The sequence below is a fragment of the Citrobacter sp. Cpo221 genome (assembly GCF_030332345.1).
Classification (GTDB): domain Bacteria; phylum Pseudomonadota; class Gammaproteobacteria; order Enterobacterales; family Enterobacteriaceae; genus Citrobacter; species Citrobacter portucalensis.
In genome coordinates this window covers 314,807-340,829 of sequence record NZ_JAOWIA010000058.1, presented here as the reverse complement: position 1 = coordinate 340,829, position 26,023 = coordinate 314,807, and the positions used below count along the sequence as shown (strand labels likewise).

Here is a 26,023-nt window from a genome sequence, read left to right as displayed (position 1 = left end):
CAATGCAAATTTGCTTACCTATGGATTTCTGGCAAACGGCGGCATTCTAGAGATAGCCCACGTAAAAGTCTACCCAAAAGGGCAATTTTTATTATTATTTTGCGCCACTGGGATAAATCACACGATTTAACAGGCAAAAAGATCAGCTAACTCGAGGTGGAAAACGCTTGCGGCAGGTAAAGAGTGTAAAAATAGAATGCGAGAGAGAAAAAAGTGGACCATTTGGTCAAAATTTACATTGAGATAACAGAAACACCCAACAAAACACAGATAAATGACGATTTAATATAAAAAACACATCAAAAACCCAAAAATAAAAGGGCAATAAAATATTGCCCTATGTAATCAATAAATTATGATTACAATAACCACATCACGAAGGGTAATAAAAGCTATAAATTGCGTAAATCAAGCACATCTTTCATATCAAAAAGACCATTTGACTTTGATTTTAGCCAAATCGCCGATCGCACTGCGCCATTGGCAAAAGTCATGCGGCTGGACGCTTTATGCGTGATCTCAATACGCTCGCCAATATCAGCAAACATCGCGGTATGCTCACCGACGATATCCCCCGCCCGCACCGTGGCAAAACCGATCGTGCCCGGTACGCGCTCGCCGGTGTAACCTTCTCGTGAATAGACAGCGCACTCTTTTAAATCTTTATCCAGCGCCCCGGCAATTGCCTCGCCCATCGCCAGCGCAGTACCTGACGGCGCATCCACTTTATGGCGGTGGTGGGCTTCAATAATCTCGATATCGGTGTAATCGCCCATCACTTTCGCCGCCTTTTCCAGCAGCTTAAGCATAACGTTCACGCCGACGCTAAAGTTCGCGGCGAAAACGATCGCAATCTCCTGCGCGGCATCACGAATAGCCTGTTTACCGGCATCGTCAAAGCCGGTGGTGCCAATCACCATCCCTTTACCGTGCTGACGACAAAACGCCAGATGCGCCAGCGTGCCTTCCGGACGGGTAAAATCGATGAAAACATCGAAATCATCTTTCACCGCGTCAAGGCTGCTTTGCACGGTAACGCCCGTTTTTCCGGCCCCCGCTAATTCTCCGGCATCACTTCCCAGTAAGGACGAGCCTTCGCGCTCTAACGCGGCACCCAATTGAACACCTTCCATCGCCATGGCGGCCTGGATTAACTGCCGTCCCATGCGGCCACCGGCGCCGGCAATTGCGACACGGATTTGTGCTTCATGCATAGCTATTCTCTTTTATAAAAATTGCGTAAACCGTTTTCAGAGTAACCAGCGCGCCCGGAGGCCGCTAGCTGAAAACACCCATAATTAGAATTTAATGATAAACAGAGGGGAATATCAGTAAAAGACATGATTCATCCCGCAGGATGAATCATTGCTGGAGCACAGGAAAGAAGTCAAACTTACTCAGTATGGCGCAAAATGATGGGAAAACGACGGAAATACGAGCACAAACCAGCCAGTCTGCGTAGATATTTTCGCGAGTGTGGTTTTATGGCACGAGCGTGTAGTTGACGATCATTTGCCCTTTTTTCATCTTCACCTGAGTAATCGTCACCGGCCCAATCTCAGAGAGATGCGCAACATGCGTCCCTCCGCAGGGATAAGCAAGGAGATGACCAAATCCAACCTGCCGCAACCCATCGGTGAATGTCACTTGTCTGGAGAGATTGTCTGCCTGCCAGGCGTTGATTTTCTCCTGCAGCGATAGCGTATCCGGTAACGTGCCGTTTTCACCGGCGGCGAAAGTAATGCGCCCCTCATTGGGCCAATGGTGTGCTTTCACCGGGAGCCAGCCGAACGCTGTACCCGCCAGGCCGATAAGATGTCCTGCCGAGTGCAGGCGGGCGTGCAGTTGACGCAGCGCGGCATCCACACGCAGGTTCACGATGCCGGGGAGGAGCGGTTTTGCCACGATGTGCACCACATCGTCACCGCGCGCGAGGACTGTTTCAACCCGCTCATCATCAATCCAGCCAGCATCCGCAGGCTGCCCGCCTCCCTGCGGGTGAAAAAGAGTTCTATCCAGTACCACCGCGTACCGTCCATCCGGCTCAGCCGAGCAACTCAGTAAGTTAGCCTGGCCTTCAGTGTTATCGCTGGTGTAATAAAGACGTTCAGTCATGATTGCTCTCCTTTTGATGGGAAGAGTATATTCACTTTACTGACGGCGATAATCCTGCGCTGGTTCAATGCATCTTTGCCTGGTACGCACAAATGAATCCTAACCTTCTTCCCGACCTTGCTACCTTTGTGTTGATTATCGAGCAAGGGAGCTTCTCCGCCGCCGCCAAAGCCTCGGGTGCTACGCCTTCCGCTATTAGCCGCAGCGCTTCACGTCTTGAGAAGGCGTTGGGCAGTAAGCTGCTGCACCGTACGACGCGCAAGTTGGCGCTCAGCGAAACGGGCAAAATTGTGTATGCACACGCGCAGGAAATGCTGCATGCGGCACAAATGGCTGTCGACTCAGGCAGCAGTCGACAAACCATCGCGCAAGGGCAACTGACCCTCAGCGTGCCGAAAGCGGTGGGGCGATTTGTCATTCATCCGCTGATGGCCGAATTCTTTGCGCGCTACCCGCAAGTGGACGTCTGCCTTCGGCTGGAAGACCGGTATATGGATTTAATCGACGACGGCGTCGACCTTGCACTGCGCATCAGCCAGTCGCCCTCCCCGGGCCTGTACGGGAAACCGCTGATGCCGGTCAGTCATGTGATATGCGCAACCCCCGAATACTTACGCAAGCACGGTACGCCCGAGCATCCGCAGGCACTGCGCGAGCATAGCTGTATCAGTCTTGGCGAGACACCTGCGGATTCACGTTGGAAGTTTCGACGCGGTGAGCGCATGGAGACCATTCAGACTTATGGCCGTTACGCCGCCAACCACACCGGTGTGCGTCTGGACGCGGTAAAAAAGGATCTGGGAATCGGCAGCCTGCCACTGTTCACCGCCAGCGAGGCACTCGCCAATGGCGAGATTGTCCAGGTACTGCCAGAATGGGAATTTATCAGCGACTACAGCGGGGAACTGTGGCTGCTATGGACGCGCAATCAACATATGCCCGCCAGAATGCGGGCGATGATTGATTATCTCAGTGAGAAGGTGCCGTTGCACAACACCTGATTACAGCGCGCGGGCAAATACCTCTGCCACCCACTGCTGGAAACCTTCAACGTTCAGGCCCAGCGCAACCTGCGCATTTGCCGGATGCCCCAGGCGCCCTTCGATGTCCACCACCGTCGTACCCGAGGTATATTCGCCCTGGGTTTCAACCGCCACGAAACACGACTGCAGGGTAAATAGTTCCGGGCGCACCAGCCAGGCAATAGCGCACAGATCGTGCATTCGCAGCCCCGTATTCATACTGCCGCTACGGTAATGGCTAAACAGCGCATGCAGCATTTTCCCCGTCTGGTTAAGTTGGGGGAGCGTCGCCAGATAGTCCGGGGCGAGCATAGCCTGATTAGTGACATCCAGCCCACACATCACAATCTCCAGCCCGCTCTGGAAGACTTTCGCGGCGGCCTCGGGATCGATAGCAATATTAAACTCGGCGTTGGGTGTGAAGTTCCCGCGTCCGGCAGAGCCGCCCATAATCACCAGACGGTGAATGTTGAATACGCATTCAGGATAATGGGTCAGCAGCAGCGCAATGTTGGTCAGCGGGCCAATTGCCACCAGCGTCACGGGCTGCGGGGCATGCATCAGCGCATCGCGAATCGCCTGGAAGGCGGGTTTTGCCATCGCCTGCCGGTCGTGCTCGACAAATTCATACCCTTCCATACCGGACTCGCCGTGCACGGAAGCGGCATCACGCAGCGGTCGCACCAGCGGCATTGATGCTCCCTGCGCCAGCGGAACATCCGCATTCCAGAAGTGCAGCAGTTGCAACGCATTACGGGTGGTTTTTTCCACCGACACATTGCCTGCTACCGTGGTCATCAGTTGCAGATCCAGCTCAGGGGCAAACAGCGCGGCGGCAATGGCCGCGGCATCATCAATGCCGGGATCGGTATCAAGAATGATCGGTAAGCGCATGGTTTCTCCATAAAAAATGCCAGACGTTAAGTCTGGCATCTTCTCATAATCGTAACCGGAAAGACTTACTCTACTTCACGAACATCCACACGCAGCTCTTTCGGCACTTCGAAAACGATGTTCTCTTCGCGGCCTTCCAGTGGGATCGCTTCCCCACCGCCAAGCTCTTGCAGGCGAGCAATCACGTTTTGCACCAGGATATCCGGCGCCGAGGCTCCGGCCGTCACGCCCACACACTTCGCTTCTTTCACCCACGCTTCCTGAATGTCGGTCGCATCGTCAATCAAATACGCCGCTTTCCCCATTCGCTGGGCCAGTTCAGCCAGACGGTTGGAGTTAGAGGAGTTCTTCGAGCCGACCACCAGCACAACATCAGCCTGTTCCGCCAGCGCGCGAACCGCTTCCTGACGGTTGGTGGTGGCATAACAGATATCGTCTTTGCGCGGCCCGACAATTTTCGGGAAGCGTTGACGCAGCGCATCAATAACGTCAGAAGTGTCGTCAACGGAAAGCGTTGTCTGCGTCATGAAGGATAATTTTCCTTCATTTTTCACATTCAGTTTCAGCACATCATCCGGTGATTCAACCAGATACATTCCCCCTTGCGGGTTGCTGTACTGGCCCATTGTGCCTTCGACTTCCGGGTGCCCGGCGTGCCCAATCAGAATGGATTCTTCGCCACGACGACTGGCGCGGGCAACTTCCATATGCACTTTCGTTACCAGCGGGCAGGTCGCATCAAAAACCGTGAGGTCACGGCCTTTGGCTTCGTTACGCACCGCCTGAGATACGCCATGAGCGGAGAAAATCAGGATCGCGCCATCCGGCACTTCGCTGATTTGCTCGATAAAAATAGCGCCGCGCTCGCGCAGGCTATCCACCACATAGCGGTTATGCACCACCTCGTGACGGACATAAATCGGTGCGCCATAAATAGCCAGCGCGTTTTCCACAATGCTGATAGCGCGGTCTACGCCAGCGCAAAAACCGCGCGGGTTGGCCAACAGGATCTGCATTTTACGCCTCCAGTGCCGGTTCGACTTCCAGCACTTCAATATCAAAATGAACGGTATGCCCGGCCAGCGGATGGTTGAAATCAACCGTGATCGAATCACCGTTGATTTCGCGGATCACGCCAGGCATCTCACTGCCGTCCATTGCGGTAAAGAGCATGATAGCGCCAATTTCTGGCTCGCCCGCGTCCATAAATTCCCGACGCGAGAAATACTGAATTAAGTCCGGACTTGACACGCCAAAGGCGGCATCCGGTTCCAGAGCAAAAGTGGTTTTATCACCTTCTTTTAGCCCCAGCAGGTGTTGTTCCAGTCCTTCAGACAGAGAACCGTCGCCCAAGCGAAACAGCGCAGGCTTGCCGTTATTGCGGGTTGACTCTGCGGTGGAGCCATCGTCGAGCTTAAGGGTGAAGTGCACCAGCACCGCACTGTTACTCTGTACTGATTTAGACATGCAGGTTGCTCTTTAAAATTGCTGCCGCCTGTTTGCCCGGTGGCGATACGCTTACCGGGCCAACAAGGATCGCAGTATATTGTAGGCCGGATTAGCATAGCGCCATCCGGCATTTTTTTATGCGGCTTTTTTCTCTTTCGACGGCAGGAAGCCTTCGAGAACAATCAATGCCGCGCCGATACAGATAGCAGTATCGGCCAGATTGAAGGTCGCGAAATGCCAGTCGCCGACGTAAAAGTCAATCATATCAACCACGAAGCCGTGCCACAGGCGGTCGAACAAGTTGCCCAGTGCACCGCCAATGATTAACGCATACGCGATGTTGTTCAGCTTCTGGGTCGCCTTCGAGCGATACATCATCACCATCAGGATGACGCAAATACCGATGGCGATTCCGGCAAAGAACCAACGTTGCCAGCCGCCGCTGTCGGCTAAGAAGCTAAACGCCGCACCATAGTTACGCGCGTAGTGCAGATTAAGCGACGGAAACAGCGACACCGTATCCCCCAGAGCAAAGTTCTGGAGGATCAGGTATTTGCTGCCTAAATCGATAATCAGCACGACTACCACCAGCCACAGCCAGCGTAGTCCTGTTGAACAAAGAGGCTTACTCATCAGGCAAACTTACGTTGTTCGCCATCACCGGCGATGTTGCTGACACAGCGTCCGCAGATATCTGCATGTTCCGCCACCTGGCCGACGTCGGTAGTGTAATGCCAGCAGCGCGGGCATTTCTCACCTTCGGCTTTGCTCAGTACGATTTTCAGACCTTTGAGCAGTTCGCTCTGCTGAGCATCAGCAGGAGCCGCTGCATAATCCGCAACCGTCGCACCAGAGGTCAGCAGTACAAAACGCAACTCTTCGCCCAGCGCGGTCAGTTTCGCCGCCAGCTCAGGTTCAGCGTACAGGGTCACTGCAGCCTCCAGAGAACCACCGACTTTCTTATCCGCACGCGCCTGTTCGATGACTTTGTTCACTTCGCCACGCACTTTCAACAGCTCGTCCCAGAAGGCATCGTTCATCGCTTCGGTTTCGCCTAAGCCAAACAGACCTTCGTACCACTCACCGGTAAAGACGTACTTCTCACGATCGCCCGGCAGGTAGCCCCAGATTTCATCGGCGGTGAAGGACATGATCGGCGCCATCCAACGAACCAGCGCTTCAGCAATATGGAACAGCGCAGTTTGGCAGCTACGACGCGCCACGCTGTCCGCTTTTGCGGTGTACTGACGGTCTTTGATGATGTCAAGGTAGAACGAACCCATTTCGACGGAGCAGAAGCGCATCAGGCGCTGTACCACTTCGTGGAAGTCATAGGCTTCATAGGCTTTCAGGATTTCGTCCTGCGCCGCTTGCGCACAACCTACCGCCCACCTGTCCAGCACCACCATCTCTTCCGGTTTCACCATGTCTTTAACCGGATCGAACCCATTCAGGTTCGCCAGCAGGAAGCGCGCGGTGTTACGGATACGACGATAGCTGTCGGCAGCACGTTTCAGAATTTCGTCAGAAACGGCCATTTCACCGGTATAGTCGGTTGAAGCCACCCACAGACGCAGAATATCCGCGCCCAGTTTGTTCATCACATCCTGCGGAGAAACGGTGTTACCGATAGACTTGGACATCTTACGGCCCTGACCATCAACGGTGAAACCGTGAGTCAGTACCTGGCGATAAGGTGCTTTGCCTTTCATGGCGGTGGAGATCATCAGAGATGACATGAACCAGCCACGGTGCTGGTCAGAGCCTTCCAGATACATATCTGCCGCATGGCCTGCAAACTCAGGACGTACGTCCACGACGGAGGAGTGGGTTGAACCAGAGTCGAACCACACGTCCAGCGTATCCGGGACTTTGACATACTGGTCAGCTTCGTCACCGAGGATATCTTTCGGATCGAGATCCCACCACGCCTGGATGCCGTCAACTTCAACGCGTTTAGCCACTTCTTCCATCAGTTCGATAGCGCGCGGATGCAGCTCTTCGGTGTCTTTGTGAACAAACAGAGACATCGGCACACCCCACGTACGCTGACGAGAGATACACCAGTCAGGGCGGTTGGCAACCATCGATTCAATACGCGCCTGGCCCCAGTCCGGGATCCACTGCACGCCTTTGATCTCTTTCAGGGACTGCGCGCGCAGGCCTTTCTGATCCATGCTGACGAACCACTGCGGCGTCGCACGGAAGATGATCGGTGACTTGTGACGCCAGCAGCATGGGTAGCTGTGCTGCATCTTCTCAACGTGCAGCAGCGCACCTTTTTCGCTCAGCAGCGCAACGATTTTGTCGTTGGCTTTAAAGACGTTCACGCCGTCCAGATCCGGATAAGTACCCGCCAGGTATGCGCCGTCCGGGCCAACCGGGTTAGCGATTTCCAGACCGTATTTCTGGCTGATGACGTAGTCATCCGGACCGTGACCGCCAGCGGTATGAACCGCACCGGTACCCGCATCCAGCGTAACGTGATCGCCAAGGATAGCTGGCACATCAAAGCCCATAAACGGATGGGTAAAGCGCAGCAGTTCCAGCTCAGCGCCTTTAACGGTGCCGAGAATGGTGTATTCAGCCGCGCCAATACGCTGCATGACGCTTTCAACCAGATCTTTCGCCAGAATCACAGCCTGGCCGTCAATCTGCACCAGCGCATAGTCAAAATCAGGTGCCAGAGAGATTGCGCGGTTCGCCGGTAACGTCCACGGGGTAGTGGTCCAGATAACCAGAGAGATCGGGCCGTTGACGTCAGAAACGCCAAATTTCGCTTTCACTGCGTCCTGATCGGCGGCGTGGAACGCCACGTCGATGGACGGGGAGGTTTTGTCATAATACTCAACTTCCGCTTCCGCCAGCGCGGAACGGCAGTCAACGCACCAGTGCACCGGCTTCGCACCTTTGTGCAAGTGACCGTTACCGATGATTTTACCCAGCGCACGAATGATGTTGGCTTCGGTTTTGAAGTCCATGGTCAGGTACGGATGCGACCAGTCGCCCAGTACGCCAAGACGGATAAAGTCTTTACGCTGACCGTCAACCTGGGTCGCTGCGTATTCGCGGCACTTGGCACGGAACTCAGCGGCGGTAAACTTCTCGCCCGGTTTGCCGTATTCCTGCTCTACTTTCAGCTCGATCGGCAGACCGTGGCAGTCCCAGCCCGGAACGTAAGGCGAGTCATAACCCGTGAGTCCTTTGGACTTCACGATAATGTCTTTCAGAATCTTGTTAACCGAGTGACCAATATGAATGCTGCCATTCGCATAAGGAGGGCCATCATGCAGAATGAAGGTTTTTTTGCCTTTTTTGGCCGCACGAATGATGCCGTACAGGTCATCATCAGTCCAACGCGCCAGCATTCCCGGTTCGCGCTTGGCGAGATCGCCGCGCATCGGGAACCCTGTTTCCGGCAAATTCAGGGTTGATTTATAGTCACTCATCAGATTCTCGGTTCCGTATTTAAAACTCGTATAGGCATTAAGCCGGTTTTGTTAGCCCAAAAAATTCACGGGCAGTCAACTCATCACGCGCAATCTGCGCTTTTAGCTCATCCAGCGAGGCAAATCGCTGTTCGCTGCGTATTTTTTTACGCAGTACTACATCTATATGGCGACCATACAGGTCCATTACAACGTCCAATAGATGCACTTCCAACTGTTGGCGTACGCCTGCTACCGTCGGGCGGGTGCCGATGTTGGCGACGCCGGGTAAAGGTTTGTCACCCAGTCCCATCACTTCAACTGCATAAACCCCTTTCACCGGAGAAACCTGGCGACGCAGCGGTAAGTTTGCCGTCGGAAAACCGATGGTGCGCCCTAATTCATCACCGTGAACGACACGTCCTGAGATAGTAAAAGGATGCCCAAGCAGGCTTTCGGCCAGTTGCAGGTTATCTTCTGCCAGCGCCTGACGTACCGCGGTGCTGCTAATGCGCACACCGCCTTCGCAGAAGGTTTGGGTGCTGGTGATATCAAAACCATACTCAGCGCCAGCTTCCTGTAATAACAAGAAATCGCCCGCACGGCTAGCGCCAAAGCGGAAATCATCACCAACGGCAAGAAATTGTACACCAAGGCGCTTAACCAGCAGATCGCTGATGAAGGTCTGCGCCGTTAATGCCGCAAAGCGCCTGTCAAAACGCACGCACAGCACGTAGTCCACGCCGCATTCCGCCAGATAACGCAGTTTTTCGCGCAGGCGAGTGAGGCGCGCAGGTGACTTGTCGGTCGCAAACAGCTCTAGCGGCTGCGGCTCGAAAATCATCACCATCACCGGTAAATTGCGTTTGCGCCCTTCTTCCCGTAAACCCTGCAGCAACGCACGGTGACCACGGTGCACGCCGTCGAAATTACCAATAGTCAGCACACACCCATGCGGGGCCTGACTGAGATTATGTATGCCTCGTATCAGCTTCATGTCTGGCTCAAAACAGTGAAAATCGTGAAAGTATACCCTGTACCGCGGTCAACGTTAACCGGCGATTGTTTCTACGAAACAGAAAGAGGATTGTTTTCATTGTTATGAAACAAATTGCAGACCTTCACGGGCACGCCAATGCAATTTTTCTCGTGGAAAAGCTGTATTCACGCCACGCAAGCTGGTAGAATCCTGCGCCATCACTACGCAACGAGTGCTGCAATTTAAACGGCGCTTATTTGCACAAATCCATTGACAAAAGAAGGCTAAAAGGGCATATTCCTCGGCCTTTGAATTGTCCATATAGAACACATTTGGGAGTTGGACCTTGGCTAATATCAAATCAGCTAAGAAGCGCGCCGTTCAGTCTGAAAAGGCCCGCAAGCACAACGCTAGCCGTCGCTCTATGATGCGTACTTTCATCAAGAAAGTATACGCAGCTATCGAAGCTGGCGACAAAGCTACTGCACTGAAAGCATTTAACGAAATGCAACCAATCGTGGACCGTCAGGCTGCTAAAGGTCTGATCCACAAAAACAAAGCTGCACGTCATAAAGCAAACCTGACTGCACAGATCAACAAACTGGCTTAATCGCCTGCTTGTTGTCGCTTTGTGAAAAAACCCGCGCAAGCGGGTTTTTTTATGTCTGTCATTTGTTCGTTGGCGTAAAGAGCGCCGAGTAGTCCGCATTGCAGATACGCTGCACCGCCGGATGCTGGATCATCCTTTCCGCAAATATGGCGTGATACTCTTCCATCACATTTTCTACGCGTCCAATTTCAACAATAGAATCATCGGCATAGAAATTGTGCGAATACAGCGTAGGTGCAACAAAAATAGCATTATGCGTTGCCCCAAACGCTTTCATCAGCGCAGCGTCATCAAACTCACCGAGGATTTCGACATTCAATCCTTGTGAGTTGATCCAGTTCAGCAGCTTACGTCCGAGCATCGAACGGCGCCCTGGGATCAGCAACCGACGCTCCTCAAGGCAGGCCGGGAATGGTTTTTCAGGCAGCGGTTTGGTGCACCAAAAACTCACGCTGCACTCGCCTATCCGCACTGAGAACAACCCTTCTTGCTGCGTAGAGTCGATCGGGCAGTCGGAGATGATCATATCCAGCTTATGTTGGCTGAGTTGATCCAACAGCATCTCGTGCGTTGACTCAAAACAACGCAGATGGATTTGTTCATCTTCAACCACAGCGGCATCCAGTACGCTACTGACCAGTTGCTTCGATAATGCATCTGCTACGCCAACATCGAACAGCAAATTAGACTCTTTGCGGTAGTTCACGATATCCAGCATTTCCTGGCTTAAGGTGAACATCTTATCCGCATAACGAAAAACCAATTCGCCTAACTCACTGGGCTCCAGCCCACGCCCCTTGCGCTTGAACAGCTTTCCCTGCAAGCGTTCCTCAAGCGCTTTAATCTGCCCGGTAATGGTCTGCGGTGTCAGATAAAGCGCTTCTGCTGCACCAACCACCGAACCTTCTTTATAGACATGCCAAAAGTAGTACAGGTGGTTGTAGTTTATATGAGACATACTCTCTCCCTGAAAATTGTCACAAAAGGGTTATCCCGTCAGGCTGACGCGTTCAACCGAGTGCGTAACCAGCTGTAACCAATAACCGCCGACAGTAAGGAGCCAATCAGGATCCCCAGTTTCGCCCAGTTAATCAGCTCAGGATCGACGTTGCCAAACGCCAGGCTGGCAATAAAAATCGACATCGTAAAGCCAATGCCGCAAAGAATACCGACCGCCATAATCTGCTGGAAATTCGTTCCTTCCGGCAATTGCGCCACCTTGAGGCGTAACGCCAGCCAGCAAAACAGACTGATACCCAACGGTTTGCCAATCAACAGGCCGGCAATGATCCCCAGCGGTAATATCGAGGTCAGTCCATCAATAGTGACGCCCTGCAGTGAAACGCCTGCGTTAGCGAAGGCAAACAGTGGCAGGATCAGGTATGCCACCCATGGATGCAGAACATGCTCCAGTCGCTTCGCCGGTGAACGTCCGTGTTTTTCCTTCAATGGAATGAAGAAGCCCACGATCACGCCCGCCAGGGTTGCATGCACACCGGACTTCAGTACAGCCGTCCACAGCACTACGCCAACCAGAATATAAATACCGGTGCGTCTTACACCGCACAGATTCAATGCCGCCAGAACGAGGATCGCGCATGCGGCAACACCCAGCGACAGCAGCGAGAGATCGCTGGTATAGAACAGCGCGATGATGACGATAGCGCCGAGGTCATCAATAATCGCCAACGCCATCAGGAAGATTTTCAACGCCAGCGGCACACGGCTGCCCAACAGCGCCAGCACACCTAATGCAAAAGCGATATCCGTTGCCGCCGGGATCGCCCACCCTTCACGGGTGATGGGATCGGCATAGTTGAATGCCAGGTACAGCAGCGCCGGGACAATCATGCCCCCGATAGCGGCAATGATCGGAAACGCCGCCTGACGCAGGCTGGCCAGCGAGCCTTGCATTAACTCGCGCTTCACCTCCAGACCAATCAACAGGAAGAACACCGCCATCAACGCGTCGTTGATCCACAGCAGCATATTTTTGTTGATCTCAAGCGCGCCAACCCGCAGTTGAACGGGCGTTTCCAAAAAGGCGTGGTACCATCCACTGGTAACCCCGATATTTGCCATCAGCATAGCGACCACGGCTGCGATGATCAGAATGATGCCCCCCGAGGCGTCGCTACTAAAAAAACGATGCAGATGTTTCACTTTTATTCTCTCTATTGGGTGAATACTTCGTAAATACTATCTTACACCCTCAAAAAGCTCGTTAAAATTAGATTATTCATTATGGATAGATCGGATTTTACGAGTAAAAATTTCAGCAATCATCAAGATGTTCTGCCTGTGCCATTACCGCCAGAGAGAATGATTCCTCCTCTCAGATCTTCAAAAATTCTTGGATCAGAGTATTCTCGTATTCATTGATATATTGGGATAATAATCAAAGAGCTAAGATGGACTCGACACCTCTCCCGCAAGAAATATTGAGAACCTGGCAACGCATAGAATTTTTTCAGCCTTATACGCTTGAAAGAAAAGATAAAAGCCTGCTGATCCCACTAAAAAAACTCATTACATTAGGTGATGCTTCACTTCCGTGGCATTCAGAGAAATTACGCCAGCAATATGACATTCCGCCGAAGGCATCATTTATTGTTCACGTAGGGCTATTTGAGAAAAATATCGTCAGCCGTATTAGTCAGGAGGTTCTTGGAACAAATGAGGAAAATGACGACGAATGCGAACAGCGCTTGGATCAGGAAGGGACAACCTGTTTTGCTAAGATGCAGTTGAACGGAGAAGGTGTACCCACGAGAGATAAACTGTCGGTAAGTTCGCTACCCTGGGCGTTGGGCCATCTTAAAAAACGTCAATTCCACAAACTCGACTCATCAGTCTTCGCGGTCGATTGTATGCATCTTGCCGATACATTCAATGATTTCTGCGTTACGTTAGAGCCCGTAAGGGAAAAAGGCCCGGGAGTATTGCGCGCAAGCAATATTCTCACGCTGCTCGACACTCATTTAACATCATGGGCGGACTTTGCACCTGAATGGCAATATGCAATACAAATTGACTGGTTTAACGGCAACAATGAGAGCCAGGACACGGAACAAGAAGAAGCTAGCGAAACGGAAGACCTCATAAGCGACAATGAAAAGGCATTAGTACTTCCCATCTTAAATAGCTTCTTTTTTGAGGATATTGAAGATGCAATGTCATCATTGGAAGACACTCGATGCCGAACACTCAATACTTACCTCACTCACCTTGTTCACAGAAACCCGGATCTCTATTCTCAGAAAGGACTAACAGCCATTATCGATAAGCTGCATCCGACTAAAATGCCTCTGGGGCGTTGGCCTTCAGAGCCAGAGCACGCGATGTCATTAATGCAGCAGTTTGCAATAAATACGGCGGTAGAAGAGCTTGCTGAAGGTGGATTACTATCAGTAAATGGGCCTCCGGGAACGGGGAAAACGACGTTGCTGCGTGATTTAGTTGCGCATAATGTCGTTGAACGAGCGAGAATCCTTGCGGGCTTCAGCAATGTGGAAGATACGCTTACCCATGAAGGCTTTATCGTCCCGGAACTGACCGGTTTCGAAATGATTGTGGCCTCATCCAATAATGCAGCCGTAGAAAATATCTCTAACGAATTACCGCAAAAGAAATCGCTGGCCGAAGAATTTCGTTCTCTTGACTATTTGTCACCGACCGCAAATCAAGTTGCAGCAAAATCCCTGCCCAAATCTGCGCATAAAAGAGATAAAGATGGAAAAGGAACTGAGCGTAATTACCATCTCTTTCGTCCTCTTGCGACAGAAAAACAGTGTTGGGGATTAATTTCAGTAGCTCTTGGAAGAAAAACAAATCGTACAAAATTCGCCCAAAGATTACTGTTTGATGAGCATTTTTTACGCGACACATCAGTCGAAATGGCTAGACCGGACAACGAAAACTTTCTCAGCCTTTGGCGCTGGAAGTCTTGCCACAATAAACTCTCTTTTACCGCAGCAAAGCAGCATTTCATTCACTGCCTGAAAACAACAGAAGAGCTGCAAAAACAGTTAGCAGAATTAGCCGAACTGCTGGCAAAAAAACCTTACTGTTCATCTGATGTTTTGTCTTCGGACATGGCAAAAGCGGCAGTGCGATGTCAAGAGCGGCTTAGCGCACTTAAGGAATTTGAAGCTGAGCAGGACGTAATTGAAAAACAGATTCAGCATGCCAAGCAACAGCAAAAAATAGAAGAAGCCGATGCACCTGGCCTGCTGACTCGTTTGCTCAATCGTAAAAAGGTACAGACTTACCAGACATCATTACGTAACACACAACAGCATCTTTTAACGCTTAGCGCATCATTAATACACAAAACACAGCTCATTTCTGAACAGCGTAAACAACTGAATGAGGCAGACGCCCAAAAACGCCGCTTACAGCAAGAAATAGACAGGATTGCCCTGCAGCGCGAGGAAATAGAACAAAAATTGCGGGGCCTGAAGGATAAGTTTTCAGGAATAGCTCTACCTGATAGCCATAAACCCATCGATAATGCTGGCTTACAGCGCACCGCATTCTGGCAAAACGCTCAGATCAACCGCCAACGCTCACTGTTGTTTATGGCTGCGATGGATCTTCATCAAGCCTGGCTTTACGAGGCAATGTGGAGCGTTGATCGCTTTAGAGAAATGTTCCTGCTCCGCCTGAGGAATTTTTTAAATTCCCCTCATCTTGAGCCCACGCCACTCCCCTGGTGGCAAACGTTATGCATGTTTGTCCCGGTACTCTCTACAACCTTTGCCTCAGTGGGACGTATGCTGCATGGAGTAAAAGGCGGCGAGCTTGGCTGGGTAATGATCGATGAAGCTGGCCAGGCATCACCTCAACAGGCCGTCGGCGCTATATGGCGCGCCAAACGCGTACTCGTTGTGGGCGATCCGTTACAGATTGAGCCTGTATTCACCACCTCTCCATCACTGGTTAGGCACCTTTGTCAGGACCTTCTACACGAGCATGCTGAAAAGTGGAATCCAGAAAAGCTCTCAGTCCAACAGGTTGCCGATCGCGTCAATCATTGGGGCTGCAAATTAGAGATGATGAACAATAACATCTGGATTGGGATCCCATTATGGGTACATCGCCGTTGTATCGAACCCATGTTCAGTATTGCTAATAAACTGGCATACAATAACCGGATGATTCACGGGCTTGATACAGACAAAATCTGTAGCCGTCTTGTCAATGGCGAACTTGAAAACCACTGGTTGGTTTCAAGAGGCGGTTTGGGAGACAAGCAGTACCGAGATAGTCACGGTCAAAGCCTGATTACACTGCTGGACCGTCTACTCACGGAAAATATAGATCTGGGGTCTATTTACGTTATTACTCCATTCAAGGCTGTTAAATATGCTTTGTTGGAACTGATTGAACAAAGAGAGCTGGCCAGCTGGCAACAATACTCACCGCGACTAAAACATAAAGAAATTAAAGAGTGGCAAAAAAGCTGTGTTGGTACAGTCCATACTTTTCAGGGGAAAGAAAACGACATCGTTATTTTTGTTCTTGGATGTGATGTACACAATCGCGGCGGCGCAGAATGGGCTTCGAGCAAACCTAATCTTCTGAACGTGGCCCTTACCCGTGCTAAAAAACACATTTTTGTTATTGGAGACCCATTGGTATGGAAGACATTACCCGGATTTGCAAGTGTCGCACATACCTTGCCGGAGAAAGCAGAGACAAATATCGTTGTTGAACAGGTAAGCCTGGAGTGGAAGTGAGAACAGAACCAAAAATAAAAGCCTGAGATTTTCCAATTTCAGGCTTTTTAGAATATACGGCAGTAAGCTTAGCGCGTCAGATCGTCAAAGAACTTCTTCACACCGTCGAAGAAGCTTTTGGAGCGCGGACTGTTTTGTTCTCCGGTCGGGCCGCCAAAGCTGTCCTGCAGATCTTTGAGCAGTTGCTTCTGCTTGTCGTTCAGGCCCACAGGGGTTTCAACCACCACGCGGCACAGCAGGTCGCCCTGAGCGCCACCGCGTACAGACTTGACGCCCTTTCCACGCATGCGGAAAAGTTTGCCAGTTTGCGTTTCGCCCGGAATTTTTAGCTTCACGCGACCGTCCAGCGTTGGGACTTCAATCTCGCCGCCCAGCGCTGCCATCGCAAAGTTAATCGGTACTTCGCAGTACAGGTTATTGCCTTCACGTTCGAAAATTGGGTGCTGTTTTACCTGCACCTGAACGTACAAATCACCTGCTGGTGCGCCATGTTCACCGGCTTCACCTTCACCCGCTAAACGAATACGGTCACCGGTATCAACCCCTGCAGGGATCTTAACGGACAGCGTTTTGCTTTTCTCAACGCGACCATGACCGTGGCATTTGTTGCACGGATCTTTGATCAGCGTACCGCGGCCCTGACAGTGTGGACAGGTCTGCTGTACGGCAAAAAAGCCCTGACGCATCTGTACCTGACCAGAACCATGACAGGTTGGACAGGTCTGCGGCTGAGTGCCTGACTTCGCACCGCTGCCGTGGCAGACGTCACACTCTTCCAGAGTCGGAATACGGATCTCTTTGGTGACGCCACGCACGGCTTCTTCCAGAGTGAGATCCATGTTGTAACGTAAATCAGCACCACGTGAGGCGCGCTGACGACCACGACCGCCGCCAAAAATATCGCCAAACACGTCACCAAAGATATCGCTGAAGTCAGCCCCGCCGCCAAAACCGCCGCCACCGCCCATGCCGCCTTGCTCAAACGCAGCATGACCGTACTGATCGTAAGCCGCACGTTTTTGCGCATCGGTCAGGATTTCGTACGCTTCTTTGATCTCTTTAAACTTGGCTTCGGCCTCTTTATCACCCTGGTTGCGGTCCGGGTGAAATTTCATGGCCAGGCGCTTGTAGGCCTTTTTGATTTCACGCTCTTCCGCTGATTTGGAAACGCCTAAAATCTCGTAATAGTCTTGCTTAGCCATCTCTTTTTATCTGCCCCTAACATGCGTGCACGGGCGGAGAGGAAACCTCTTCGCCCGTGCCAGTAATTACCCGTTCAAAGGGCGATTATTTTTTGTCTTTCACTTCTTCAAACTCGGCGTCGACAACGTCGTCATCTTTCGCGTTGTTTGCAGAAGCATCAGCGCCTGCTGCGCCAGCCTGCTGCTGTGCGTGCTGCTGCTGAGCGATTTCCATCAGTTTCTGGGAAACCTGTGCCAGCGCCTGCATTTTCGCTTCGATATCCGCTTTGTCTTCGCCTTTCAGAGAAGTTTCCAGCGCGGTCAGTGCGGACTCGATGGCAGTTTTGTCATCAGCTGGCAGTTTGTCGCCTGCTTCTTCAACCTGCTTACGAGTGCTGTGCAGCAGATGGTCACCCTGGTTACGAGTCTGAACCAGCTCTTCAAACTTACGGTCAGATTCTGCGTTCGCTTCTGCTTCGCGAACCATTTTCTGAATTTCTTCTTCGTTCAGACCAGAAGAAGCCTTGATGGTGATCTTCTGCTCTTTACCGCTGTTTTTGTCTTTCGCGGAAACGTGCAGGATACCGTCGGCATCGATGTCAAAAGTAACTTCGATCTGCGGCATACCGCGCGGAGCCGGGCTGATACCATCCAGATTAAACTGACCCAGATCTTTGTTATCAGCGGCGCGTTTACGTTCACCCTGCAGCACGTGGATGGTTACCGCAGACTGGTTGTCTTCAGCGGTAGAGAACACCTGGCTGTGCTTGGTCGGGATAGTGGTGTTTTTCGCGATCAGTGGAGTCATCACGCCACCCATGGTTTCGATACCCAGAGACAGCGGGGTAACGTCCAGCAGCAGCACGTCTTTCACATCACCGGTCAATACACCACCCTGAACGGCAGCACCGATTGCCACTGCTTCGTCCGGGTTAACGTCTTTACGCGGCTCTTTACCGAAGAACTCAGCAACTTTCTTCTGTACCATCGGCATACGAGTCTGACCACCGACCAGGATAACGTCCTGAACGTCGGAAACAGACAGACCAGCATCCTGCAGAGCAACTTTCAGCGGCTCGATAGAACGGTTAACCAGGTCTTCAACCAGGCTTTCCAGTTTCGCACGGGTCACTTTGATGTTCATGTGTTTCGGACCAGTCGCGTCTGCAGTAATGTACGGCAGGTTCACGTCGGTCTGCTGAGCGGAAGACAGTTCGATCTTCGCTTTCTCAGCGGCTTCTTTCAGACGCTGCATCGCCAGCGGGTCATTACGCAGATCGATACCCTGATCTTTCTTAAATTCGTCAACCAGGTAGTTGATCATACGGCTGTCGAAGTCTTCACCACCCAGGTGGGTATCACCGTTGGTTGCCAGAACTTCGAAGGTTTTTTCGCCGTCAACTTCGTCGATTTCGATAATAGAGATATCGAAAGTACCACCACCGAGGTCATAAACCGCGATAGTACGGTTGCCGACTTCTTTATCCAGACCGTAAGCCAGTGCCGCTGCGGTCGGTTCGTTGATGATACGTTTTACTTCCAGACCTGCGATACGGCCAGCATCTTTGGTTGCCTGACGCTGAGCATCGTTGAAGTATGCAGGTACGGTGATAACCGCTTCAGTTACCGGTTCGCCCAGGTAATCTTCAGCCGTTTTCTTCATTTTTTTCAGCACTTCAGCAGAAATCTGCGGCGGTGCCATTTTCTGACCTTTTACGTCAATCCATGCATCACCGTTGTCAGCACCGATGATTTTGTACGGCATGATGGCTTCATCACGCTGTACTTCTTCGTCCTGGAAGCGGCGGCCAATCAGGCGTTTAATCGCAAACAGGGTGTTTTGCGGGTTTGTCACTGCCTGACGTTTAGCCGGCTGACCAACCAGAGTTTCACCATCCTGGGTATAAGCAATGATAGAAGGCGTGGTGCGATCGCCCTCGGCGTTCTCCAGCACACGTGCAGTAGTGCCATCCATAATCGCTACACAAGAGTTGGTAGTACCCAGGTCGATACCAATAATTTTACCCATCTAAACGTCTCCACTAAAAATTCGGTCATCATGTGGTTGTGAATCTGTAATAAGGGCGAAACGTGCGGTTTCAACTACCCTGAATCGTTTTTTTTCAGACTCACCACTGCGGTTGTCTACAAGATGGGGTCGTAACCCACGTCATCAAGGGGGGCATGAAAATTTTTTTTAGCACAGTGGCGATAAAATTAAGGTAAAAAGGCAGAAAGGCAAAAAAACGAATAGTTTCCAATCAAAATCAATTCACAAAACAAATCAACACCAGCACAGTTATTCATGTGAAAATTGTAATAAAAAGAAAAGATTACGACCATGAAACGGTTTCCCGTCGGCGGTAAGATGGTCTGATGTCACACACTTTTACAGCCGTCAAAGAGAAATTCCATGAAATCCGTGTTAACCCTTTCCACCAGCCTGCTTATGGGCCTGCTGCTGAGCAGCGCCGCGCACGCTAACGATCATAAAGTTCTGGGTATGGTTGCGATGCCCCGCAACGCAACCAACGACCTCACGCTGAGAATTCCCGTTTGCCGGGTTGTGAAGCGCATTCAGCTCACCGCCGATCGCGGCGATATTAAACTTAACGGCGCATCCGTCTACTTCAAAGCAGTACGCACTTCCAGCCAAAGCCTGAACGTCCCGTCATCCATTAAAGAGGGACAAACGACCAACTGGATCACTATTAATAGCGACAACGACAATAAACGTTGCGTGTCTAAAATCACCTTCTCGGGCCAGTCAGTAAACTCCTCTGACATGGCAACGCTGAAAGTTATTGGCGACGACTAATTCCGCGCATTTTGATTCAGAAGCCATAGAAAACATGCGGGGCAGACACGCGGTTGATGCGAAAGCCTTTGAACTGGAATAACCACTGCCGCGCGCATGAAGCAGCGCCATCTGGCTATGGGTATTTCTCACCAGATCGTCCACCAAATCCCTCAGTTCCCGGTGGTACTTCAAATCGTCTGTCTTAGCAAAATGATCAACCATGCGTAAGCGTGATGCCCATCACAGGGAAAATAATTCATTTTCCCTTCGTTAGATCATAGACAGTGCCCTCTCCCCTGATTATCATGCCGCGCCCCGAAGACAGTGATCGTTATTTGGGGAAACTATTTCACCATTCAATCAATGATGATTTTGAGGAATTATGGGCAACACTAAGTTGGCTAATCCGGCACCGCTGGGCCTGATGGGCTTTGGCATGACCACCATTCTGCTTAACCTGCACAACGCGGGTTTCTTCGCCTTTGACGTTATTATTCTGGCGATGGGCATTTTCTACGGCGGTATCGCGCAAATATTTGCCGGTCTGCTGGAATATAAAAAAGGCAACACCTTCGGTTTAACCGCCTTTACCTCCTACGGTTCGTTCTGGCTGACGCTGGTTGCAATCCTGATCATGCCGAAAATGGGCCTGGCGGATGCAACCAATGGTCAGTTCCTGGGCGTGTACCTGGGTCTGTGGGGCGTGTTCACACTGTTCATGTTCTTCGGCACGCTGAAAGCTAACCGCGCGTTGCAGTTTGTCTTCCTGAGCCTGACAGTGCTGTTCGCACTGCTGGCGGTTGGCAACATTGCAGGTAACGAAGCGATCATTCACGTTGCTGGTTGGATTGGCTTAGTGTGTGGCGCAAGCGCCATTTACCTGGCGATGGGTGAAGTGCTGAACGAACAGTTTGGCCGTACCATCCTGCCGATCGGTGAAGCGCACTAAACTGACGCTATCCCCCCGAACGGGGGGATATTCCTTACAAGCGCTGTAACTCTCCCTGTACACTCGTATCGCGATGATAAATATCCTGTCGCAGCCAAATCCCCAGACCTAACCCCACCAGCGATAACGCCAGCACATACCAGGCCGGAGCCATTGGCGACACGCTCATTAACATCGTCACGGCGATTGGCGTCAGACCACCAAAAATGGCGTACGACACGTTGTAAGAAAAGGAGATTCCGGTAAAGCGGACCTCTGCCGGAAACGCCCGCACCATCACATAAGGCACTGCTCCCACCACACCAACGCACAACCCTACCAGCCCGTATAACAAGAACAAGTGCTGAGGATGGCTGCCGGTCAGGTGATAGAAAAACCAGCTCGAGCAAGCCAGCAGCAGGCTACCGACAATAAAAGTTTTGCTGGCGCCGACCCGGTCGACAATAAACCCGGCCAGCAGACAACCGACGCACAGCATAATGGTAGCGACACTGTTAGCCTGTAACGTTAGCGCGGGTGCAAAGCCATACTGCTTCTGCAACCAGACTGGCGACATCAGGATCACCACCACAATCCCGGCCGATAACAGCCAGGTCAGCAGCATGGAAATGACCACCGCTTTTTTATGTTTGCTCACCACCGACTTCACCGGTAGCTCTTGCGCCAGCGCTTTACGCTGCTGCATTTCGAGGAAGATGGGCGTTTCCTGCAACCAGCGACGCAGGTACATCGCCACCAGCCCAAACACGCCCCCCAGCAGGAACGGGATACGCCAGCCGTAGTCATGCACCGCCTGCTGCGTCAGGCTGGTATTCACCAGCGTTGCAACCACCGATCCCAGCAGAATCCCCACCGTCAGCCCGGCGGTCAGCGTGCCACAGGCAATGCCGATGCGGCGCTCCGGTACGTGTTCCGCCACGAACACCCACGCGCCCGGCACTTCTCCACCGATGGCAGCGCCTTGCAAAATGCGCATCAGCAGTAACAGCAGCGGCGCGAGGATCCCCATTGAGGCGTAGGTAGGCAAAAGACCAATCGCCAGCGTCGGTATCGCCATCAGCAAAATGCTCAGGGTGAACATTTTCTTACGCCCGACCAGATCGCCAAAGTGCGCCATGATGATGCCACCCAGCGGACGCGCCAGATATCCGGCGGCAAAAATACCGAAGGTTTGCACCTGACGTAGCCATTCAGGAATATCTGCCGGGAAGAAGAGTTCGCCAACAACAGCGGCAAAGAAGACGAAGATAATGAAATCATAAAACTCAAGCGCACCGCCGAGAGCAGCAAGCGTAAGAGTTTTATAATCCTGGCGATTCAGCGGTCGAGTGTGTTGTGACATAGCAAACCATGAGTCAGTGGAGTTATTGAATCTGTCTTTCGATATATGTAAAGCAAAAATTACTATATCGTAAACAATTCAATACTCCACTATCATTGGCACTTATGTCACGATCGAGCTACTTTCAGGCGTTTGTATCGCGAATTGCGCTTTTAGGACGAAAAGATGCTACTACAGCCGGCGCGGTTTCCACATACGGCCCATCCAGCAACTGTATACAATACGGTACACTTGCAAATATACCCGGCACGATAACCTTACCGTCAGCATCTTTCACGCCTTCCAGCGTTTCTTTGATCGATTTTGGCTGGCCAGGCAGATTCAGGATCAGCGCCTGTTTACGAATCACACCAACCTGGCGGGAGAGAATAGCCGTTGGCACAAAGTGCAGGCTTATCTGGCGCATCTGCTCGCCAAAGCCCGGCATCTGGCGGTCAGCTACGGCAAGCGTGGCATCAGGCGTTACGTCGCGACGGGCCGGGCCCGTTCCACCGGTAGTCAGCACCAGATGACAGCTCATTTCATCAACCAGCTCACATAAGGTCTGTTCGATGATCGCCTGTTCATCCGGGATCAGTCGCGTTAGCAGCTCAAAAGGGGTGGTAAGGGCAGATGCCAGCCACTCTTCAAGGGCCGGGATGCCTTTATCCTGGTAAACGCCGCTGGAAGCACGGTCAGAAATGGAAACCAGGCCAATGCGTAAAGTATTCATGATTATTCCGTTTAAACAGTCTCGTTAAACAGAATGATACACTGCGAAGGGAAGGACAGACAGGTTTCAGAAGAGGTAGCGTGACCCATATCCGGGCCACGCGTTAATGATTACAGCAGATCGCCGATCATTTTTTCCAGTTTACCCTGGTCTACAGCAAACTTACGGATACCGTCCGCCAGTTTGTCTACAGCCATCGGATCCTGGTTGTGCTGCCACAGGAACTCAGCTTCAGTGATGCGTGCAGGACGCGCTTTCACTTCGCCAGAGAAGGACAGTTTACGTTCGATAGTACCTTCGCTTTCCGCCAGCTCTTTCAGCAGTGCCGGTGCAATCGTCAGACGATCGCAGCCTGCCAGCTCAATGATTTCGCCGACGTTACGGAAGCTCGCACCCATCACCACGGTTTCGTAACCGTGCTGTTTGTAGTACTCGTAGATTTCCGTTACGGAAACCACACCCGGATCTTCTGCCGGTGCATACTCTTTCTTGTCAGTGTTGGCTTTGTACCAGTCCAGAATACGACCAACAAACGGAGAAATCAGGTATACGCCAGCTTCTGCACATGCGCGCGCCTGCGCGAAGGAGAACAGCAGAGTCAGGTTACAGTTGATGCCTTCTTTTTCCAGCTGCTCAGCGGCACGGATGCCCTGCCAGGTTGAAGCCAGTTTGATCAGAATGCGATCGTTGCTAATGCCAGCATCGTTGTACATTTTGATCAGACGTTTTGCTTTCGCGATGGACGCGTCGGTGTCGTAGGACAGACGAGCGTCAACTTCAGTAGAAATACGACCCGGGACCAGTTTCAGGATCTCCAGACCGATATTTACTGCCAGTTTGTCGGTCGCGTCGACGATCTGCTGTGCGCGGTCGTTGCTCTGCTGCTTAGCCCAGGCTACAGCATCATCAATCAGCTTGCGGTATTCTGGGATCTGCGCTGCGTTAAGAATGAGAGAAGGGTTAGTTGTGGCATCCTGAGGCTGATACAGCTTCATTGCCGCGATGTCTCCGGTGTCGGCCACTACTGTGGTGAACTGACGAAGGGAGGTCAATTTGTCCGTCATGATAGCGATTCTCTTTAAACAGCTTGTTAGGGGGATGTAACCGATCTTCCCTGATGATAGCACGACGCACTCTCAGCGCAACCGCCTGGATTGTCCGACCCGCTGCTCAGCCCTGATTACGCATCTCACAGCCCGTGATGCGCAATTAAAGATATACCCATTGTTATGGTAAACTCCCGCAATCAATCACCTTATAAGGTATATACTGGTCGATAATTGGTAGCGCTTACACGGGATTATTCGCGCTTACCGGCATCAACAAGAGGGATGTTAATGCCTGATTTTTTCTCATTTATTAATGAAATACTCTGGGGATCGGTGATGATCTACCTCCTGCTTGGCGCAGGATGTTGGTTCACCTGGCGTACAGGGTTCGTGCAGTTCCGCTACATTCGTCAGTTTGGCAAAAGTCTTAAAAACAGCATCAGCCCGCAACCGGGCGGTTTAACTTCCTTTCAGGCTTTGTGCACCAGTCTTGCCGCGCGCGTCGGTAGCGGAAATCTGGCGGGTGTGGCGTTGGCGATCGCCGCCGGCGGCGCGGGAGCCATTTTCTGGATGTGGGTCTCGGCGGTCATTGGTATGGCAACCTCATTCGCTGAGTGCTCACTTGCCCAACTGTATAAAGAGCGCGACAGCAAGGGACAGTTTCGCGGCGGTCCTGCATGGTATATGGCCCGTGGGCTGGGCATGCGCTGGATGGGCGTGCTGTTTGCCATCTTTTTACTCATTGCCTATGGTCTGATTTTTAATAGCGTTCAGGCAAATTCAGTCTCTCGTGCGCTGACCTTTGCTTTTGACATCCCTCCCCTCTTATCCGGTATCGCACTGGCAATCGCGTCATTACTGGTCATCGTCGGCGGCATTAAAGGCGTCGCACGCCTGATGCAATGGTTTGTTCCGATGATGGCGCTGCTGTGGATCGGTTGTAGCCTCGTCATCTGCCTTTGGCATTTCGGACAGCTCCCCGGCATTATCATGACCATCATAAAAAGCGCCTTTGGCTGGCAGGAGGCCGCGGCCGGTGCCGCCGGGTATACGCTGAGCCAGGCTATTGCCAGCGGCTTTCAACGCGGTATGTTCTCTAATGAAGCCGGAATGGGCTCAACCCCGAACGCAGCTGCCTCGGCAGCATCCTGGCCGCCACACCCTGCAGCACAAGGCATTGTGCAAATGATTGGTGTATTGGGCGATACGCTAATTCTTTGTACGGCCAGCGCAATGATCATTTTACTGGCGGGTAATGGCACCAGCTATGTGCCAATGGAAGGCATCCAGTTGCTGCAAAGAGCCATGGTCTCACTGACGGGTGAATGGGGAGCCGGGTTCGTCGCCTTAATAGTGATTCTGTTTGCCTTTAGCTCTATCGTCGCCAACTACATTTATGCGGAAAACAACCTCGTTTTCCTGAAGCTGGACAACATGCGCGTCATCTGGCTATTACGTATCGCTACCGTGAGTACCGTTGTTGGGGGAACGTTAGTCAGCTTCCCACTCGTCTGGCAGTTGGCCGACATCATTATGGCTTGTATGGCCATCACTAACCTGACGGCGATTCTGCTGCTTTCTCCGGTTGTCCATACCATCGCCAGCGACTATCTGCGCCAGCGTAAACTCGGGGTGCGCCCAGAATTCGATCCGCGCCGTTATCCTGATATCAGACAACAGCTTGCGCCCGATAGCTGGGATGAAACGCCGCGCGAATAGCGCGGCAATCGCAACCATCGATCAATTCAGTCG

Annotated in this window: 21 protein-coding genes and 1 pseudogene; 6 read left to right on the top strand and 16 right to left on the bottom strand. The window is 51.9% G+C overall.

The annotated features are described in order from the left end of the window. Nucleotides 1–392: 392 nt before the first annotated feature. Nucleotides 393–1,214, bottom strand: a complete 822-nt coding sequence (gene dapB, locus OGY72_RS19260; RefSeq protein ID WP_003829711.1) for a 4-hydroxy-tetrahydrodipicolinate reductase — start codon at nt 1,212–1,214, stop codon at nt 393–395. Between the two features lie 268 nt (nt 1,215–1,482). Next, entirely contained in the window at nt 1,483–2,115 is a 633-nt protein-coding gene (locus OGY72_RS19255) for an alanyl-tRNA editing protein (RefSeq protein ID WP_003829712.1), read from the bottom strand. Nucleotides 2,116–2,207: 92 nt separating this feature from the next. On the opposite strand from OGY72_RS19255, the gene OGY72_RS19250 reads away from it, so the two are divergent. Next, nucleotides 2,208–3,116: a LysR family transcriptional regulator gene (locus tag OGY72_RS19250; RefSeq protein WP_126319296.1), complete on the top strand. Its 909-nt coding sequence runs from the start codon at nt 2,208–2,210 to the stop codon at nt 3,114–3,116. Here the strand turns inward: OGY72_RS19250 and rihC are convergent, their stop codons facing one another. The 7 genes and pseudogenes from rihC to OGY72_RS19215 all read right to left on the bottom strand — a co-directional run bounded on the left by rihC (nt 3,117) and on the right by OGY72_RS19215 (nt 10,128). Then, nucleotides 3,117–4,031, bottom strand: a complete 915-nt coding sequence (rihC, locus tag OGY72_RS19245; protein ID WP_125362749.1) for a ribonucleoside hydrolase RihC — start codon at nt 4,029–4,031, stop codon at nt 3,117–3,119. 65 nt (nt 4,032–4,096) lie between these two features. Next, nucleotides 4,097–5,047: a 4-hydroxy-3-methylbut-2-enyl diphosphate reductase gene (gene ispH / locus OGY72_RS19240; RefSeq protein ID WP_003018925.1), complete on the bottom strand. Its 951-nt coding sequence runs from the start codon at nt 5,045–5,047 to the stop codon at nt 4,097–4,099. A 1-nt stretch (nt 5,048) separates the two neighbouring features. After that, the gene (gene fkpB / locus OGY72_RS19235) at nt 5,049–5,498 is read right to left on the bottom strand and encodes an FKBP-type peptidyl-prolyl cis-trans isomerase (protein WP_003018929.1); all 450 of its coding nucleotides are present in this window, start codon (nt 5,496–5,498) and stop codon (nt 5,049–5,051) included. A 117-nt stretch (nt 5,499–5,615) separates the two neighbouring features. After that, a complete protein-coding gene (gene lspA / locus OGY72_RS19230) occupies nt 5,616–6,113 on the bottom strand; it encodes a signal peptidase II (protein ID WP_003018932.1) in 498 nt (165 codons plus the stop codon). After that, complete coding sequence (gene ileS, locus OGY72_RS19225) at nt 6,113–8,929, bottom strand: isoleucine--tRNA ligase (protein WP_003829724.1); 2,817 nt, start codon at nt 8,927–8,929, stop codon at nt 6,113–6,115. The genes lspA and ileS overlap by 1 nt, the downstream gene beginning before the upstream one ends. Before the next feature lie 37 nt (nt 8,930–8,966). Beyond that, entirely contained in the window at nt 8,967–9,905 is a 939-nt protein-coding gene (ribF, locus tag OGY72_RS19220; protein ID WP_003829725.1) for a bifunctional riboflavin kinase/FAD synthetase, read from the bottom strand. Between the two features lie 7 nt (nt 9,906–9,912). After that, a pseudogene (locus OGY72_RS19215) lies at nt 9,913–10,128 on the bottom strand (DUF2575 domain-containing protein). 105 nt (nt 10,129–10,233) lie between these two features. On the opposite strand from OGY72_RS19215, the gene rpsT reads away from it, so the two are divergent. Continuing rightward, entirely contained in the window at nt 10,234–10,497 is a 264-nt protein-coding gene (gene rpsT / locus OGY72_RS19210) for a 30S ribosomal protein S20 (RefSeq protein ID WP_003018940.1), read from the top strand. A 58-nt stretch (nt 10,498–10,555) separates the two neighbouring features. Here the strand turns inward: rpsT and nhaR are convergent, their stop codons facing one another. Both nhaR and nhaA read right to left on the bottom strand, forming a co-directional pair. Next, on the bottom strand, nt 10,556–11,455 hold the full coding sequence (gene nhaR, locus OGY72_RS19205) for a transcriptional activator NhaR (protein ID WP_003829732.1): 900 nt from the start codon (nt 11,453–11,455) through the stop codon (nt 10,556–10,558). Between the two features lie 38 nt (nt 11,456–11,493). Beyond that, entirely contained in the window at nt 11,494–12,660 is a 1,167-nt protein-coding gene (gene nhaA, locus OGY72_RS19200; RefSeq protein ID WP_079937135.1) for a Na+/H+ antiporter NhaA, read from the bottom strand. 248 nt (nt 12,661–12,908) lie between these two features. Between nhaA and OGY72_RS19195 the strand changes: the two genes are divergently transcribed. After that, nucleotides 12,909–16,238 carry a DEAD/DEAH box helicase gene (locus OGY72_RS19195; RefSeq protein ID WP_286548859.1) on the top strand — a complete coding sequence of 1,110 codons (3,330 nt, stop codon included), beginning with the start codon at nt 12,909–12,911 and terminating at the stop codon, nt 16,236–16,238. A gap of 68 nt (nt 16,239–16,306) precedes the next feature. Here the strand turns inward: OGY72_RS19195 and dnaJ are convergent, their stop codons facing one another. Together dnaJ and dnaK are read right to left on the bottom strand one after the other, a co-directional pair. Beyond that, the gene (dnaJ, locus tag OGY72_RS19190) at nt 16,307–17,440 is read right to left on the bottom strand and encodes a molecular chaperone DnaJ (RefSeq protein WP_181509547.1); all 1,134 of its coding nucleotides are present in this window, start codon (nt 17,438–17,440) and stop codon (nt 16,307–16,309) included. Nucleotides 17,441–17,525: 85 nt separating this feature from the next. Next, nucleotides 17,526–19,448, bottom strand: a complete 1,923-nt coding sequence (gene dnaK, locus OGY72_RS19185; RefSeq protein WP_003829739.1) for a molecular chaperone DnaK — start codon at nt 19,446–19,448, stop codon at nt 17,526–17,528. Nucleotides 19,449–19,832: 384 nt separating this feature from the next. Between dnaK and OGY72_RS19180 the strand changes: the two genes are divergently transcribed. Together OGY72_RS19180 and satP are read left to right on the top strand one after the other, a co-directional pair. Continuing rightward, nucleotides 19,833–20,237, top strand: a complete 405-nt coding sequence (locus OGY72_RS19180; protein WP_003829741.1) for a DUF2541 family protein — start codon at nt 19,833–19,835, stop codon at nt 20,235–20,237. Nucleotides 20,238–20,601: 364 nt separating this feature from the next. Next, nucleotides 20,602–21,168: an acetate uptake transporter gene (gene satP, locus OGY72_RS19175; RefSeq protein WP_003829744.1), complete on the top strand. Its 567-nt coding sequence runs from the start codon at nt 20,602–20,604 to the stop codon at nt 21,166–21,168. 34 nt (nt 21,169–21,202) lie between these two features. Here the strand turns inward: satP and OGY72_RS19170 are convergent, their stop codons facing one another. The 3 genes from OGY72_RS19170 to tal form a co-directional block, all read right to left on the bottom strand. Then, complete coding sequence (locus OGY72_RS19170) at nt 21,203–22,510, bottom strand: MFS transporter (protein ID WP_003829746.1); 1,308 nt, start codon at nt 22,508–22,510, stop codon at nt 21,203–21,205. A 124-nt stretch (nt 22,511–22,634) separates the two neighbouring features. After that, nucleotides 22,635–23,222: a molybdopterin adenylyltransferase gene (gene mog / locus OGY72_RS19165; protein ID WP_079937140.1), complete on the bottom strand. Its 588-nt coding sequence runs from the start codon at nt 23,220–23,222 to the stop codon at nt 22,635–22,637. A 110-nt stretch (nt 23,223–23,332) separates the two neighbouring features. Further along, nucleotides 23,333–24,286, bottom strand: coding sequence for a transaldolase (gene tal / locus OGY72_RS19160; protein WP_003829752.1), 954 nt, complete (start codon nt 24,284–24,286; stop codon nt 23,333–23,335). 273 nt (nt 24,287–24,559) lie between these two features. Here tal and OGY72_RS19155 point away from each other — a divergent pair, with 273 nt between their 5' ends. Further along, nucleotides 24,560–25,990 carry an alanine/glycine:cation symporter family protein gene (locus OGY72_RS19155; RefSeq protein WP_286548853.1) on the top strand — a complete coding sequence of 477 codons (1,431 nt, stop codon included), beginning with the start codon at nt 24,560–24,562 and terminating at the stop codon, nt 25,988–25,990. The last annotated feature ends 33 nt before the right edge of the window (nt 25,991–26,023 follow it).

Excerpts from the sequence above, each read along its gene's own strand:
- OGY72_RS19170 (WP_003829746.1), bottom strand. The coding sequence starts at position 22,510 with ATGTCACAACACACTCGACCGCTGAATCGCCAGGATTATAAAACTCTT.
- nhaR (WP_003829732.1), bottom strand. The coding sequence starts at position 11,455 with ATGTCTCATATAAACTACAACCACCTGTACTACTTTTGGCATGTCTAT.
- ispH (WP_003018925.1), bottom strand. The coding sequence starts at position 5,047 with ATGCAGATCCTGTTGGCCAACCCGCGCGGTTTTTGCGCTGGCGTAGAC.
- ribF (WP_003829725.1), bottom strand. The coding sequence starts at position 9,905 with ATGAAGCTGATACGAGGCATACATAATCTCAGTCAGGCCCCGCATGGG.
- OGY72_RS19255 (WP_003829712.1), bottom strand. The coding sequence starts at position 2,115 with ATGACTGAACGTCTTTATTACACCAGCGATAACACTGAAGGCCAGGCT.
- OGY72_RS19195 (WP_286548859.1), top strand. The coding sequence starts at position 12,909 with ATGGACTCGACACCTCTCCCGCAAGAAATATTGAGAACCTGGCAACGC.
- dapB (WP_003829711.1), bottom strand. The coding sequence starts at position 1,214 with ATGCATGAAGCACAAATCCGTGTCGCAATTGCCGGCGCCGGTGGCCGC.
- dnaK (WP_003829739.1), bottom strand. The coding sequence starts at position 19,448 with ATGGGTAAAATTATTGGTATCGACCTGGGTACTACCAACTCTTGTGTA.
- ileS (WP_003829724.1), bottom strand. The coding sequence starts at position 8,929 with ATGAGTGACTATAAATCAACCCTGAATTTGCCGGAAACAGGGTTCCCG.
- OGY72_RS19250 (WP_126319296.1), top strand. The coding sequence starts at position 2,208 with ATGAATCCTAACCTTCTTCCCGACCTTGCTACCTTTGTGTTGATTATC.
- OGY72_RS19180 (WP_003829741.1), top strand. The coding sequence starts at position 19,833 with ATGAAATCCGTGTTAACCCTTTCCACCAGCCTGCTTATGGGCCTGCTG.
- lspA (WP_003018932.1), bottom strand. The coding sequence starts at position 6,113 with ATGAGTAAGCCTCTTTGTTCAACAGGACTACGCTGGCTGTGGCTGGTG.
- fkpB (WP_003018929.1), bottom strand. The coding sequence starts at position 5,498 with ATGTCTAAATCAGTACAGAGTAACAGTGCGGTGCTGGTGCACTTCACC.
- OGY72_RS19155 (WP_286548853.1), top strand. The coding sequence starts at position 24,560 with ATGCCTGATTTTTTCTCATTTATTAATGAAATACTCTGGGGATCGGTG.
- satP (WP_003829744.1), top strand. The coding sequence starts at position 20,602 with ATGGGCAACACTAAGTTGGCTAATCCGGCACCGCTGGGCCTGATGGGC.
- rihC (WP_125362749.1), bottom strand. The coding sequence starts at position 4,031 with ATGCGCTTACCGATCATTCTTGATACCGATCCCGGCATTGATGATGCC.
- dnaJ (WP_181509547.1), bottom strand. The coding sequence starts at position 17,440 with ATGGCTAAGCAAGACTATTACGAGATTTTAGGCGTTTCCAAATCAGCG.
- mog (WP_079937140.1), bottom strand. The coding sequence starts at position 23,222 with ATGAATACTTTACGCATTGGCCTGGTTTCCATTTCTGACCGTGCTTCC.
- tal (WP_003829752.1), bottom strand. The coding sequence starts at position 24,286 with ATGACGGACAAATTGACCTCCCTTCGTCAGTTCACCACAGTAGTGGCC.